The organism is Ginsengibacter hankyongi (assembly GCF_008710285.1).
GTDB classification, from domain to species: Bacteria; Bacteroidota; Bacteroidia; order Chitinophagales; family Chitinophagaceae; genus Ginsengibacter; species Ginsengibacter hankyongi.
In genome coordinates this window covers 2,017,917-2,033,328 of the sequence record NZ_VYQF01000001.1, presented here as the reverse complement: position 1 = coordinate 2,033,328, position 15,412 = coordinate 2,017,917, and the positions used below count along the sequence as shown (strand labels likewise).

The window sequence follows — 15,412 nt, the reverse complement described above, 5'->3', positions numbered from 1 at the left end:
TTTTGAGTAATTAACATAGTGTGTATATTTGATAAGCAATGATAGTTTTTTCACAAACTCTCGTTGGCTGAAACCTTAATGAGTGCTTAATACTTTATAAATGCTTCTTAGAAAAGGGAAAAGCAAAACTCTTCTTGACAGCTCAATTAATTGCGCTCTTCTTGCTGTTGAAATATACAATAAGCCAAGGACCCCATTTCGTGTTGAAGAGTTCATTACACATATGATTATGGCCTGGACACGTCTTTTTCATTCACATTTTAACCATAAAAATGGTGATAAATTTTATTATAAGGAAAAGGGGCAGTATAAAATAGTTGATGGAGAAAAGAAAGCTTGGGAACTTAAAACATGTATTTTAAAATACGGGCAATTACAAGACGCTGTAAAATCCAATCTTGATTTTTTTATACGGCTCAGAAACAAAATCGAACATCGAAGTATAGATAAAGATGAAATTGGGATAATGATTTTTGGCGAATGCCAATCACTTCTTTATAATTATGAAAATGAGTTAATAAAGCTATTTGGAATTGAGTACGCCTTAAATGAAAATTTAGCCTATTCTCTTCAGTTTTCAAGAGTAAGAACTTCCAAACAAGTGCAAGCAAACAAAGAAATTCTCTCAACAGAAATTCAGGAGTTAAAGGAATTCATAGACCGATACAGAACATCTCTCTCAGATAACATATTCAATTCACAAGAATATAGTATTAAGCTTATTCAAATTCCAAAGATCTCCAACACTAATCGAAATGATATCGCTGTTGAATTTGTAAACTGGAATTCACTTTCTGAAAATGACAAAAAGAATTATGAAAAAGTTACTGCACTGGTTAAGGACAAAGTAATAAAAGCAGAAGTAATAAATCCAGGAAAACTAAAACCAGGTAAAGTAATTCAAGAAGTAAATAAAAAAATAAGTATTAAATTAAATCACGCCGATCATAAATGTATTCTTGCTATTTTAGGTGTCAGACCTTACAATGGGTTTGAGAAGAACCATGATCCTTTCGAAACAAATCCAAAATACTGCAACTATGATGAAGCACATGGCGATTACTTATATCAAGAAAAATGGGTAGAGTTTTTAATAAAAAATATATTGAATGGGAAGTTAGTACGAAACAACTGGCGTAAATATTTTGAACGCAAAGACAAAATTGATATTTCTTTTTTTGAAACAGAATAAAGGCTTCAGTCGATCGCATAAACAAGAGGGATTTCACCTCACGTCCTCACAGAACCTTACTTGATAATCATCACAGGCTATTCGATTATGCGTTCATTTGGATTAGTTACCTCGTCTATCCAAGAAAAGGCGGCAAAGAGATCTCCAAATTGGTAATTGGTACATTGAGTAGTTCACCTTTTTCTCGGCTTATATCCCGGATCAGAACGTGAGTTTTCAATTTGGTGAGAGTACTTAAACTGCACGTTACAAAGTAAAATCTTATCCAGATAAGCTGGCTTATCCCCTAGTAAATTTTTGGACTTCTGGTTAAGGGGAGCAATTAAAATCGTTCGAGATTCGAAGAAATTCCCATATTTAGCTATCTAATACTTTTATGAGGTCCAAAAGATGCTGGGAAGAATGACGGAGGATTATTGGGGAGGATTTTCTAACCGTTAAAACTAACGTGCGCATGAGGAATTTTTAATCCTGTGTAAAAGTTCCTCCCACTAAACGAGCATGCCCGGAAGCTTTTATCAAGACAGTTGCTGATCAAGTTGGTGAATCGCAAGTTGTTTTAGCAGCCTATAAAAAGTCTTTTACCGGGATACAAACCCTATCTGAAACCAACATAACCGGCAAAAATTATAGGTGATCTATTGCTGGTAAAAGATTCAAGTCAATTTCAATCTCCCTGTAAACTTTCTCCTTTACAGATACTTGCGAAGTTTAATCCTAGTGGCAATAAAAGTAGAAGCAACCCATGAAAGGACATAGACAGTACTTTGTTTGTTGTAATGGTTTGGCGCATCTATTTGCTGACAAAGCCGGCGATAGACCTATTTACCTTTTTATTATTTACTCATTAAGGGAAATCTATTTTAGTACTTCATTAAAATTTTTTTCATAAATTTTTATAACCAACATATTACGTAACACGCAATAATATTTACTAGCATTAGAGTAAGTTTTAAGGTAAAAAGAAAAAAGGCAGCCGTTAAGCTGCCCAAAATAATTGTTTTTATTCTTTTGAAATCCCGTATTTATATTCTTTTGAAAGTAAAATTTTGCAAAACAACATTTCTGATACATTACCAATTAAAGCGTATCCTTGTTTTTTGCCCATTCTGGTAATTTTTTACTTTTTTCAATAGGATCTTCATTTTTAATACCATATTTTATCGTAAAAAATTTCTTTTTAGAAAAACCATTTCTTTTTGCAAGAATAAAATTGGGGAAAGTTGATATATATTTATTGTTCTCTAAAACTGAATTATTGTAATCCGCAATAACGTTGTTCATCTCATTGTCACTTACTTTCAACTCTTTTAAAGTACCCCATCCCTCTTTATTTAATAACGAAGAATCAAGGGAAAATGCTTTTAGAGATTTCAAATACTCGTTGTTTAAGATATGCTCACCTTCTACAAAATCCAATGTGCAGCCCTTTTTATACAGAGCATAATTTTTATAAACCTTTTCTAAAACGACTCTTAAGCTATCAAAAATTTCGTTCTCTTTGTTTTTTTGTGCAATAATTTTTTTAAATAAATCATTACGCTCGTTCACGCCCTTATATAATTTTGCCCACTCTGAATCAACAATTTTTTGATTAATTTCGAAATTATTCAGAGTATTTAATCTTAGTAAGAAAGTTAGCACTGTTACAATTAAAAAAATTACGATTAGTGTTATAAAACAGCTTCTGCTTTTACCTTTCATATTTTTTAGAAAATTTAAAATTAAGACTTTAATTTATATTAATATGAAGAGTCCGCCCCGCCCCCACCACCGCGATAATCCGTGTCCGGATTTAAACTGTGATAAACATCTCCATCTAACATTTTTATGGTTTCCATCAATGCAGCGTCCTCAGCTCCCAACGTAATTGCCTTGGCACCAAAAGCGGCCGATGCAATTGCGATATAGCTATCAGTCAATTCGCCACCTGCTACGTCTTCCTTTATCCCTCTTACTAAGTCAATAACTTGGCTATATACTTCACTTGCCTCTTTGGAATCATCATCTCCATACGTTTCAACCAATGCGTCCCTTGTTTTTGTGAGAAGTTCGCCGGCACTTGTCACCTCAGCTAAAGCTTCCATCGTTAAGGAATAAGCCATTATACGTCGCTCATTTTGTTTATACGTGTTTGCAAGTTTCTTTGCTACCCTATTTCTCCATCCACCACCACCACCTCCTCCTCCACCTCCTCCTCCACCTCCTCCAAATCCAGCATAGAAACTACCGTCTCCAAATTGCGACATCAAAGCATCCCAAACAGCAAAGCTAATTCCAGCCGATGCTGTAGAAGGCATTGCTATAATCACTGCTTCTAATGTTTCCGGATTGTCTTGAGTTGAAAGCAATCCACTTGGGTCATTAAACCTTATAGGATCATTATTTGCATATTGATAAGATGTAACATTAGAAGACATCTCAGATAATGCATCTATTCCTGTAAACCGCCCAATCTGCGGATCATACTCTCTGTAAAAAGTCGCATACAAATTTACTCCATAGTCTTCTTCCAATTCCACTCCTCCATTAAATTTATTTTTACTATCCAATTTATTTAAGGCTTTATCACTTATACCTGCCATTTGCAATCCAAAAGGATAATAACTTTGTTCTTGCAACAATGGGCCAGTTGTATGTGTTACAATAAGATCATCAAAATATACATCCTGCGGGCTTTGGTTACTTACGTACACATAGAGGTATCCATTCTTTGCCATAGTTTGTAAAGATGGTGCCAACGCCTGTTTAGCACTGCCCGCCTGAACCTGTAAAGCTCCCATGCTGCCGGCTACATATCTAAACTGATCATCTAATAAAACCCAGTTAAGATAAGCTTTTGGTAATGATGAATTATAAGAGCGGGTCCCTAAAAACGATAATACATTTGGGCTAACCGTATTACTTAATGCCGTGGAATTTCCACTTCCTATTTTACCTCCACTTTGATTGGTAATCCCGCTTACTAATGTGGAAAGCAGATCCGTGACTAAAGTATTATCTGTTACAGGTGATTGTGTTGCCCCTGTATAATACGCGTAAGTACTAATCTGCACTTTATCACCCGCCATCACTTTTAAAATAATGGAAGGCCCGATTCGCCCCCCTGTCGTGCCTGTAAGCTTGCTTACATAATGATTGTTAGGATCGCTATCGAATGCTGAGGGTTTTGGTGATACCGTCCTTACGGGGTCATAAACATTGCTAAACAACGCTTCAACTGTAGCGCTATCCGCAGTTTCCATGGTAGCTGCATACGTTGCCGTATCTTTTCCTTCAGTAAGAACCGTTCGCACATTACCCAAATGGTCTCTTAAATAATAATCATATTCAAAAGCATAATAAATAGTGCCATTTGTATTATTTCTTTTCTTAGCCCATCGTATTCTTCCTTCTTCTGTGTTTACATATTGCAGGGTATCGTTCAAATAAACAAAACCATCGAGGTAAAGATAGTTAAGTGTTTTGCCGGTAGTATAATCATTTACCTGCTTACGTAATTTTGTTCCCGCTGCATCGTAATAATAATATAATGTTGCTTTGTTTGCAATAACCATGGAATCAGGCTTGTCTAATAAATTATACACATCGCCATTGCCATTGGCTGTAGTATGCATGTGGCGGTTATAGTCCTTAGTAATGTTGCCATTAACATCATAAGTATAATCGGTTGTAAGCGAAGAGTCTTTAAAATCTCCCATCGGGCTTGCATCTGCTATCCCATCACCCACTTTCTGCAACTGGTTACTGTTGGCAGTATAAGTATAGGCAAGTGAATCAATTGTTGTGGAACTTCCTATCAATAACCCTCTTTGTCTCATAGTGAGGATATTGCCCCCACCATCGTAAGTAAGATTACTAACGGTATAGTCTACACTCGAATTTGTCCAGGTGGTTGTATTTCTAATATTCTGGCTAAAATCTGCCTTGGTAAGCCGGTTGGCATTATCATAACTAAAGCCGTAAGCCCGTGCTATGGTATCGCCGCCAGCTTTCCATTTTACTCCGGCAATGGCGCCATTAAGCTGGCTATTGGTAAATCCAAAATCGTAAAAAAGATCTTCCCCAAAATAATTCGTCGCACTATTAAAAGTATCTACAAAGCCCTTATTGATACCGGTGAGCCAGCCTCTTATATTGTAAGCGTAAGCCAACGAATCAATACCGCTTCCCAGCACTTTTGATTTCAACTGGCCAAGTTCATTGTATGTGTTGGTGGCAATGGTTTTATCTCCTAAGCCATCAATATTTTTAACAATGGTTTTTATTCTGCCAACGTGGTCAAAGGTGTATTTGGTTAACAGCGTATGTGTTTGAGCGTTAGTACCCGATTTCTGCTGGTAAAGGTGGGTCCGTAATACGGCTCCGTTAAAGCGGTATTGTTTGGTAAGTACATCAGTGCCGCCGGTATAGTTGGTTTCTTTCATTTGAATTACTCTTCCATGATCATCATACAACGGTACAGTATATAAATACGTTGAGGTATTAAGGATTATTCTTTTACTGCCCGTTACGGCACCCCTTATCCGGCTACTAACGGTTATCGGTTGCGCATAATCAGGGTAAGTATTATAGCTAGTATTAAAATTGGTGCTATTTATATAAGTTGACACCAAACTGCTATTGGGTGCTCCGCCTGTTATCCAGCTATAGTCATCAAAATAGGTTTCGGATGTTATAGTGTAGGTTCCGGTGAGTGTGGGATAATCGTTAGCTCTTGCAGCCTGCGCAATAATACTGTCTTTAGTCAGCGCACTGGTAATAACGCCCGATCTGAAAGGCCTGCTTTGTCCATCGTATTTTACAAAAGCCCATTGGTTAGTTTGCCGCAGGTTTGGATCCTGTGTCATTACTACCCTATCAAACAAATCATAGGCAATATAATTTTTCCCTTTACCGGGGATATATTTCATGATAACTCTTCCTCTTGCATCGTAGAAATAAGAAAAGCACAACCCTGTTTTTATGGTAGGAACACCTGACAGATTCCAGTTAACGGTGGAGGTATTTAATGCATCCACTGCTTTTGGAGGAATTACCACCCGCAAGTGGTTCATTTCATCATAAACATAATAAGTACACAACCAACCGTAATGCCCGGTCGTTGGAGAGGCGCTCGCTTGTTGTTTGGTAAGAATTGTTCTACCCATTTCATCTCTATAGGTTACCGTTTTTACACCCCTTTCATCGGTCGTCTCAGTTACAGATAAGCTTCCGGCTGAATAAGCTATTGCAGTTGCGGGAACATCATCTTCATTGCTGATGGCAATCGTCCAAAGCCTTACGCTGTCCGACGTCACATTGGCTCTCCAGGTATTGCTAATGCCAACGTTGGCTCCCGTCCAGCTATTGCCTGGCGCGGTTGTTTTTAGCGCTCTTTGTAATGGAGTTGCATCATATGTTGCCTGGCTGTAATTGATCTGCTCTGAAGGGAAATTCGTTTTATAAAAAGTAGAATCATAAACAAATTGGGTGGATTTAAACTGCCCGTTGTTATTATTTCCTATTGTTTGCACGTAAGGTAAATAGCTATTAACTACCCTTCCAAATTCGTCATAAGTATTCGGGGAAACATAATCATTTTTTGCGGGTGAGGCTTGTTTAATAACCGTTTGCAATGGTCTGCTTAAAGAGTCGAAATATTGTGTTGTAATATTTACCGTGTCTGCCCATGCATTTATAGTTACCCTTGCCGAATCGGTTGTAGGCATAACGGGCACGAGTGTTCGCAAATATGAGGCAGATGGGGCAGGATTATAAGAAGGTAATGCATTTGGAGTGGCAGATGCCGGACCGGTAGTCGTAGTAGGTATATTACTTTGCGCTGTTAAATAACCAGCAATTGCCTGAAAAAAGATCAAAAACAGTATTTGCTTTCTCATGAGCTTTAGATTGGTAAATAAAATTGTCCTTTATTTTAATTTGTTATTACACCCTGCATATCCTGGCTCATCGGTTCAACTGACGGCATAAATGCACCTACCAGTTTGCCCGATCCGTCTACCAGGAATTTAAAGAAGTCGCCTTGCACACCGTTACTCATCATATTGTTTTGTTCAATGTGTGTAAGCCACGAATACAATACAGACTGGGCATCTCCCATTACGTTCATCTTCTGCGCCAGTATGTAATGAATGTGATAGTTACTCATTACAAACTCTTTTATTGTTGCATCATCACTACTTTCATTCCCAAATGAGTTAGACGGTATAGCAATGATGACGAGACTGTCTTTATATTTCTGGTACAATTGCTCCAGGCTATCATACTGGCTTACATAGCTGCTGTTAGTAGCAGTGTTTATTATTAATATTTTCTTCCCCTGGAATTGGTCCAGGTTTATAGCATTGCCATCAATGTCATTTAAGGGAAGGTTGTAAATAACAGAGGTATCCATCTCATTAGCAGATATGCGAAAAGTTCGATTGTAATTGCTTAATGTTTTCACCTTTGAAGGAGTAAACGCCGGATTGGAACTCTTGTCCAAAAGTTTTTTCGGAATACAATAAGTAATATCACAGAAGAAAATAAAGAGTATTAACAAGTTTGTCATTTTTGTGTTCATATAGTAAGTTTTAGAAGGGTATATAAGTTGAGCAGCCCAAAGAATGTCCATGTGAGGGATTATATTCAGTAAAATCTGCACTGTTACTGTTATTGGCAATCCAATGATAATGGTAAACGGATTTCCATGTCCAGTAATAAGTATTATCGGGATTAATAATTTTAATATACGCGGAATAGGTATAGCATATTTGGTCTGCAACGGTACATATGGAGCTTATTAACTGATAGTCCGGATGTGCAACCGGAACATAGCATCGGCAATAGTCTGTACCATGATTTGTAAATGAACTGTTATAGGTATCGCTGTAGATATTAGTATCCTGAAAAGTTGAATCAACTAAGCCGTCAACCAGACCGTCACACTGATAGTTTACTAAAGTCCATATAGGTCCCTGACTAATAACCATATTAGAATCAGAATAATCATATTTTTTGAGTATGTTTTTATCCTTATCCCTTACTAATTTTATCCGGTTCAGGTTATCGTATTCATTATACGTAATAGTATTATTGGCATCTGTAGTGCTCGTAACACCCACCATTGGCTCATAGGTGGTAGTAACCATATTGGCATCTTTCGGATGCAGGCGCAACTCGTCTATGGAGCCACTTCCACTCACGGTTACAGATGTTATTCCGGATAGGGTGGTGGAATAAAAATTCCATCCTTGCTGCGAAGCTATTACAGTTGACAAGGGGCTGCTATTCACGTTTACCGTAGTGCCGCTTTTTGCCCATACTGTAAGGAGATAATATGTTGTTGATGTAAGCCCTGATTTTGTAATATTTCCGCTGCTGAGGTTATAGCTCTTTTTGCCGGTCATCGCATTTAAGGAGTCTCTTGCAGTTCCGGTAATTGTCCAGTTCCCCGTCCCATCCGATTCAAAACTCGTGTAGGCTATATCGTTATAAGCAGCATTACTTACCTTAGCTACCGGAAATTGTTTGTTATAATCCATGATCACAGAGTTATTAATCCCTGAAAGTGCATTTTGAGCTTGTTGCAGATTTCCTTTATTATCATAGCTCACAAAATTGGCTTGCTTTACAAAATACGTCGTATTCCTGTTGAGTACTGCAGGATTGAAAGTGCCAATAGTACTTTGGGATACCGGCGCGTTAGACTGCAACGCATAAGTGGCAAGGGGTTTCAGGTAACCGGCGGTTGACTGGTAATCGGTGATACTTCCTGCAATTATCCTTGGATTTGCATCCCCGGTTATCCAGCTTTCGCTTGAAATTACAGGAGTTATGATGCTGCTGTCCCTGAAAGTTTTTATGGGCCCGCTGATGGTATAGTTATAGGGGTAATATAACCTGTTTTCCAATTGCAGACCCCGGGTCCGGTCATAGCTACGCACCGATTTTATTACATTATAATTAGTATCATAATAATAGTTGACGTAGGAAGTATTTTGTGAGCCATTGGGTTGAAATAAAGTATCGTAAGAACTGGCGAGATAAGCATGCCCGGTTACAGGATAGTATTCCTGGCCTATATATGTCCTTGTTCTGGGTGTCGCGGTATTATTTGGGTCACCATTTACATAGGTGTAGGTATTACCCAGCTTTAATGATTTGAAATTGCTGTTTCTATAAAATGAAGAATCAAACACATAATTATTTACGGTCCTTTTTATTAAACTTCCTGTGCTGTCATAAACAGAAACTTTTTTGGGAAGCCCGATGCCATAATCTCTTAAGTCCTGCGGAACATAAGGAAACGCTTCTGTGAATACCCCTGAATTTACATCCTGCAGGTTTGTGAATTCATAAACCGTTTTGCCGAGGTTATGGGTTGTTGTTCCTTTGTATACTTCCACGCGGCTATAACCTACAGGGCTTCCCTGCGCATAGTCCATAGTATTGACAGGTTCACCGCTTACTACTGTATAGCTGGTTGTGGTTAAGCCGCCAAAATTTACCGATTCAAGATAGTAATAGAAATAGCTTGGAAGATCTCCAAGGAAACCGGAACTTGTGCCATCTGTATTGATGTATTTGTATTGCTCAATTACAGGATTGGGGTCTATAGGCCCATCTCTCTTGGTGATCTTTTTTACCCTGATTCCACCTGCAAAGTTGGATATATGGGTATTGTCATATGTTTTATTCTCCCACTTGATATTGACAGGAAAGCTACCGGTAATTGTCGTGCCGGTGACCGCAGGAATGTTCAATTGATAACTACCATTGGGAACATTGAAAGAAAACGTGGCAATGCCTTCATAAAAAAGATTATAAAGCGAAATCGTGTCGGTTGCGTATGTGAGGGTGCCTGCTGTATTTTTTATGTAAACAATCAGATTTCCTGTTCCTGAAACAGGTATACTCCCCGTTCTTGATACGGTACTATCCAATATAAATGTTAACTGCTGCTTTGTGTTAAAGACCTGGTTTAGTGAAATAGTACCGGAATAAGCAGTGGTGGGAGAGATGGATACATTATACGGTGTTTTTATATAAGGATAATGGTCGTTTAATTCATAATCATAAGTGATAGTGCCCCCGGTTGGAAGAGTAACACTTTGTAAGGAACTATTTATTGCCGAAGCTGAATCAGGATTACGATCACTGGACCATGGATAGCCGTTTACTGACGGGAAATTATTACTTCTCGGGATTTCACTTGCATCATTGAAAAACCCCCAGTAATCAGAAGATTTTTCAATCAAACCGTTAACAATGCTGGAACCGAGAAAGCCGTAGTAGGAAAAAGAGTATCCAAAATTTCTTCGGGTGGCGGTATACGGAACGACCGATGTCAGCTGAGGCCGTATTGCAATATTGGAATGGGAGTATGGGTCATAATAATTGGTAAGATAATTTAATAAAAATCCCGACCGGAAGATAGAATCACTTATTTTAATCTTGGTAACGAGATTACTTAGATTATAAGTAAAACTAATGCTCGTTTTTTCTGGAAATATTACAGAACTGATGCGCAGGTCCGTGGAAGAATTTAAACCCGCCGGCATGATGGTCTTAATACGGGTCGTGTCTGGGTTTTTAACAAATGTCATTTCAGGATACGCAAAGCTGTAGTTATTGGCTTGTGTAGTATAATTAATTTTAATTGTATCAGTATTAAAAGGAGCTATAATTTGGCCCAGGTACCATGAGGAAAAATAAGCCTTACCCGAATATGCCGAACGAAATAAAGTACTATCGGCTGCCTGGGTAGTAATGGTAGCGGACTCAGCATTATTAAAATCGTATTTGGTTCCATCTTCAGTTATTATTCTAAAAGCTACAATCCTTTGTGCCAGCCCGCCGGCCCCAAATGTCGGAATGACCTTCAGTTTACTATTGGGAACAACGACAATCTGCCCGTTTTTCCCCATAAAGAATTTACCGGAGCGTCCGTTAAAATTGAATTGGAAGATGTCTTGTTGTGCATCTAGTGAATCAAAGAAATATTTATCACCGTTACTCCTGTAGTCAGTCGGAATGGCAGCGGCATACAAGTAACCACTGGTAGGCATATCATCAGGAGCGCCTCTCACCGTGCGGACTATACTGCCTCCGGCATTAAGATACCATCCCACGCCTACGGTTCCGGCAGATTGAGCTACCTGCACACCCCCGGCGTAATAGTCAAGAGAAATGTTCAGGGACAAGCCATTCCTGGGACTTGAATAGGAATAAATGGGAACGCCGATTTGCGGTACACCGGTAAAAATATTTACGGGTACAGAACTCAGTTCGCTGCTCATCCCTGAATTAGAGGACAAAACAGATTCATTCGCAAGATTAGGTACATTTTGACCATAGCTTATGGAACAACAAATACTGCTTATCAAAATGATACTTAGAAATTTTCTCATACTTGTGTTAGTTTTAAAAACTATATCCTATTCTGAATAATATGGGTGATGTAACGGGTATATGTTTCGCAGCTAAGAAATCATATAGCAGTTTCATTTCGCCTTTTGTTTTTTTAGTTATTGGGTACTTTTTACTGATGCCTATTAACCCGCTTCGTTGCCAGGCAGCATAATTTTTTAACTGTTCAATATTGTTAAAAGCTGAATTGTAATTCAGCTCATAACCACCACTGGCATAGAATTGCTTTTTTATTTTCCAATCCAGGTAACTTCGCAGCCCCAGTCCCTGGCTGGAAATTGATATGTGCCTGATGGTTCCCATTCCAATGTTATAACTTGCGCCTACACCAAGGCTGCTTTTATCGTTCAGTTTGTAACCCACAGTGAGGGCTAAATTCGCGGTACTTGGCAAAAGGGAGCTGCTTTTTGCAAACTGAACATTGAATCCATATTCTAACCTTCTAAGCAACGTTTTGGTCTTTTGTGAATTTGGTTTAAAGTTGGGCATTTCAGGGTCAGCGCCTCCCTGCCCCATTAGTTGACTGAACTTATCTTTTACTTCATTTAATTCCGCTTGCGCCTGGGCAAGATTTTGTTGAATCTGTGATTGCGCATTAGGTCCTCCTGCCGCGATTCTTTGCTGTATCAATGCCTGTACGGAACTGCGTGTTTGCAAGCCCGTTAGGTTTTGTGTGGTTCCATAATTGGAAGGGATCCTGAATAGCGACGCAACCTGGCTGTTTTCCTTCATGAACTTCTGAAATGCGGGGAGCTTGTTTAAAATGACCAACGCTTTCTGTTCTATTTTCTTAGGATCTTTCATCATGTCCTTATACTCCTGCACCTGGGCCGAATAATAATATGCGGTCTTACTTAATTGATCATATTCCTTTTTTAGCCCCGGAGGCAGATGTGTATATTTTGATAAAATATCTTTTAGCTCGTTTTTACGTTGGGCAATAAACGCTTTTATCTTTTCAGATTCCTGGAAATTGCCCTGCAGCAGGTCGAAATTCTCAAGAGGATTCTTTACTTTATCACTAACACCATTAAACTGTTTTAAAAAAGACAGGGAGGTTCCCAGGCTATCCATGTAAGGACTGTATTCACCACCTACAACTTTTGCTATTCCCGATGTTTTGTTTTTTATTTTTTGTGAAAACTCATTATACTTATCGGCCGCATTGTTAAGTGCTAATTCAGGGTGTAGTTTTTGTAATCTTTGCTGAAGCTTTTGTTCCTGCCGTTGAAATTTTGCAAGATATTTAAGTGCCTTCTTTGTAAGTTGCTCATTAATTCCGCTGATCTTTTTGTTAACCGTTGAATAATATTTAGCGGGAATTTGAGAAGCGTTCTGTAAAGCTGAATCCCGATCCTGGGCGAAAGAAGAAAGGTTTATTGCAATCAGCAAAATAAGTATATAGGCCCTTTGAAAACCCATTAGCGTCGTTTTAGTAATTCGGGAACAATATGCCAAAATATTTTTCGAAAGAGCAACTGCGTCTTTACGCAGGCATCATTCTGATTGAGACGATGGAAAGTTAATTTTTAAGCATTTAATTTACCTGTGATCTCATTATAAAAAATCATTCAAGAAATAGGGAAACACAAGACTGGTGAAATTTTCCGGATTCTCTTTGCCAAGCATCCATGCAAGAAAACGTTAACGGATAAACATTGTAACCGTTATTGGAAATCAACAACAAAAGATATGAATGGTGTCCTATATTTTACCAAAGAAAGACAATGGACAGTATATTTACTATGGAAATTTGTCAGGCTTATTGCGGTCCGACAATGTTGCTAACAACGCATTGTTCGTATTTAGTTCCGGTTTCATCTTTCAATTTAAAAAGTTTAAGACCGTAGCTAATACTCATTAAAATCATGCCTTAATTAATTTATTCTTAATCGCATTTCCCAATGGAATACAAGTCCCATCTGAATCACGTTTTTAACTTTGCCAATACCATCTTGATTTCACGCAAATAACAATTATCCCAAAAAAGTTTAACGAAAAACTTCCACCTAATAAATTGTCGGCCAGCAAAGCGCCCAGAGCCGTACTTAACACCATCACTATCTTTTATTATATAGGAGAAAAATAAATTTGCCATTTACTTCTATTCCATCACTCATGAAATAACCGTATCATTTGTTACTATTGAAATGACAGAGCCAACAGAGAATTTTTGCTTTAATTCTATAAATTGTATTGTTAAAAATATAAAATATTTTTCTCGCTTACTCGAATACAATTTACCAGAAATTTACTCATCTTAATTTCATTTTACTTCGTCTACTATTAGCCGTTATAAGTGAATAATCTCATTTGTTAATAAGACCTTACCAACACCCCTTCAAAATTTAGCCATGTATTGTTTTTAATATTCAACCTTATTAATTTTGTTATTGGAATTTCAATTGTGAACAAGAAAATGTAGAAGTATGAATGAAACGCCCATGCTGTTTCCAATAGCTCCGTCTGAGTATTGGAAACAAATCAAAATTATCATCGAAGATGTAATTGCTGAAAAATTAAACCAGCAAAAAATCTCTCCAACAAATTCTCATCTGCCTGAGAAAGCTTTACTGAAAGCAGCAGATGTTTGTGAAATTTTCCAGGTCTCCAAGCCAACGCTTTATGAATGGTTGAAACAAAAGAAACTGAAAAGTTTTAAGATTAAATCACGTAGGTATTTTAATCGTGCAGACATAGATGCATTAATTAACAGCAGCCTTTAGCTACTATATCAAGCTTAATCATTCAAAAAAGTGTGTGATGAACTGTGAACAAGCCAACCGTGTGGACCTGGTGGATTACCTTAATTCTTTAGGGTATCAGCCGCAAAAAATAACCGGATCAGATTACTGGTATTTATCTCCATTCAGAGATGAAAAAGAACCTTCATTTAAGATCAGCAGAAATAAAAATGTATGGTACGATCATGGCCCTGGCAAAGGTGGGAAGTTGGTTGATTTTGTTATGGAATTTTATCGCTGTGATGTTAGTGAAGCTTTACAAAAAATTTCTTCTTTTCACCCGCATAATAATTTTCAAAATACTATTGTCAGACCGCAGTTTCACTTGCATGAAAACTCTTTAGTGGATAGTAAGGATGCAAGAGAAACTGCTATCAAAATAATAGCCGCAAAGCAGCCCATCCAGGACCTGATGCTTTGCCGCTATTTATTTCAAAGAAGGATCAACAAAAGTATTGCTGATAGTTACTGTCATGAAGTTCATTTTACCAATGGAGATACCGATAAAATATATAAAGCCATAGGCTTTAAAAATAATGCGGGAGGATACGAATTACGCAATGAATATTTTAAAGGAAGCAGTTCTCCCAAGTATGTTTCTTACTTCGATAATGGCGCAAAAAATATCTCGGTATTTGAGGGCTTTTTTGATTTCATAAGCTATGAATCTATGAATAAAAATCAGCGGGAGGATCTAACAGGTCTGCCTAATCGACACATGAATTTTTTAATCCTGAACTCCCTTTCGTTCTTTGAAAGAAGCCTTCTTTTAATGGAAAAGCATGAAAATATTCACCTCTTTTTAGATCATGATAATGCCGGAAGAAAATGCACCAGCCTCGCTTTGAAAAGGTCCTTAAATTTTAAAGATGAAAGCAAATTATACAAAGGATATAAAGACCTCAATGACTGGATAATGAATTTCGGAAAATTAGAGCAGAAAATATATGTAGGACAAAAAAGGGGGAGACACCTTTAAACATTTTTCTTAGCAAGCGGTGTTTTTGTGTTACAAAAACCCAGCTTGCTTTTTCTCCCGTCGGTCGCAAAAGAATATTACAGA

8 protein-coding genes are annotated in these 15,412 nt (G+C 37.7%); 3 read left to right on the top strand and 5 right to left on the bottom strand.

Annotation, left to right across the window (positions count from 1 at the left end; genetic code table 11):
* Nucleotides 1-100: 100 nt before the first annotated feature.
* The gene (locus tag FW778_RS08580) at nucleotides 101-1,192 is read left to right on the top strand and encodes a DUF3644 domain-containing protein (RefSeq protein WP_150414185.1); all 1,092 of its coding nucleotides are present in this window, start codon (nucleotides 101-103) and stop codon (nucleotides 1,190-1,192) included.
* Between the two features lie 1,080 nt (nucleotides 1,193-2,272).
* Here FW778_RS08580 and FW778_RS08575 read toward each other — a convergent pair.
* From FW778_RS08575 to FW778_RS08555, 5 genes are read right to left on the bottom strand one after another with little or no spacing between them, the layout of a single operon-like run.
* A complete protein-coding gene (locus FW778_RS08575; protein WP_150414184.1) occupies nucleotides 2,273-2,896 on the bottom strand; it encodes a LemA family protein in 624 nt (207 codons plus the stop codon).
* Between the two features lie 38 nt (nucleotides 2,897-2,934).
* Nucleotides 2,935-7,074, bottom strand: coding sequence for a DUF6443 domain-containing protein (locus FW778_RS08570; RefSeq protein ID WP_150414183.1), 4,140 nt, complete (start codon nucleotides 7,072-7,074; stop codon nucleotides 2,935-2,937).
* A 35-nt stretch (nucleotides 7,075-7,109) separates the two neighbouring features.
* Nucleotides 7,110-7,757, bottom strand: a complete 648-nt coding sequence (locus FW778_RS08565; protein WP_202552117.1) for a glutathione peroxidase — start codon at nucleotides 7,755-7,757, stop codon at nucleotides 7,110-7,112.
* 10 nt (nucleotides 7,758-7,767) lie between these two features.
* On the bottom strand, nucleotides 7,768-11,586 hold the full coding sequence (locus FW778_RS08560) for an RHS repeat domain-containing protein (protein ID WP_150414181.1): 3,819 nt from the start codon (nucleotides 11,584-11,586) through the stop codon (nucleotides 7,768-7,770).
* A gap of 13 nt (nucleotides 11,587-11,599) precedes the next feature.
* Nucleotides 11,600-13,027, bottom strand: coding sequence for a hypothetical protein (locus FW778_RS08555; RefSeq protein ID WP_150414180.1), 1,428 nt, complete (start codon nucleotides 13,025-13,027; stop codon nucleotides 11,600-11,602).
* Between the two features lie 1,007 nt (nucleotides 13,028-14,034).
* Between FW778_RS08555 and FW778_RS08550 the strand changes: the two genes are divergently transcribed.
* A complete protein-coding gene (locus FW778_RS08550; protein WP_150414179.1) occupies nucleotides 14,035-14,331 on the top strand; it encodes a helix-turn-helix domain-containing protein in 297 nt (98 codons plus the stop codon).
* Nucleotides 14,332-14,368: 37 nt separating this feature from the next.
* On the top strand, nucleotides 14,369-15,328 hold the full coding sequence (locus tag FW778_RS08545; RefSeq protein ID WP_150414178.1) for a CHC2 zinc finger domain-containing protein: 960 nt from the start codon (nucleotides 14,369-14,371) through the stop codon (nucleotides 15,326-15,328).
* Nucleotides 15,329-15,412 lie beyond the last annotated feature (84 nt).

Bases quoted from the DNA above. Each gene is read 5' to 3' on its own strand.
- FW778_RS08565 (WP_202552117.1), bottom strand. From the start codon at position 7,757: ATGAACACAAAAATGACAAACTTGTTAATACTCTTTATTTTCTTCTGT.
- FW778_RS08545 (WP_150414178.1), top strand. From the start codon at position 14,369: ATGAACTGTGAACAAGCCAACCGTGTGGACCTGGTGGATTACCTTAAT.
- FW778_RS08555 (WP_150414180.1), bottom strand. From the start codon at position 13,027: ATGGGTTTTCAAAGGGCCTATATACTTATTTTGCTGATTGCAATAAAC.
- FW778_RS08550 (WP_150414179.1), top strand. From the start codon at position 14,035: ATGAATGAAACGCCCATGCTGTTTCCAATAGCTCCGTCTGAGTATTGG.
- FW778_RS08575 (WP_150414184.1), bottom strand. From the start codon at position 2,896: ATGAAAGGTAAAAGCAGAAGCTGTTTTATAACACTAATCGTAATTTTT.
- FW778_RS08580 (WP_150414185.1), top strand. From the start codon at position 101: ATGCTTCTTAGAAAAGGGAAAAGCAAAACTCTTCTTGACAGCTCAATT.
- FW778_RS08560 (WP_150414181.1), bottom strand. From the start codon at position 11,586: ATGAGAAAATTTCTAAGTATCATTTTGATAAGCAGTATTTGTTGTTCC.
- FW778_RS08570 (WP_150414183.1), bottom strand. From the start codon at position 7,074: ATGAGAAAGCAAATACTGTTTTTGATCTTTTTTCAGGCAATTGCTGGT.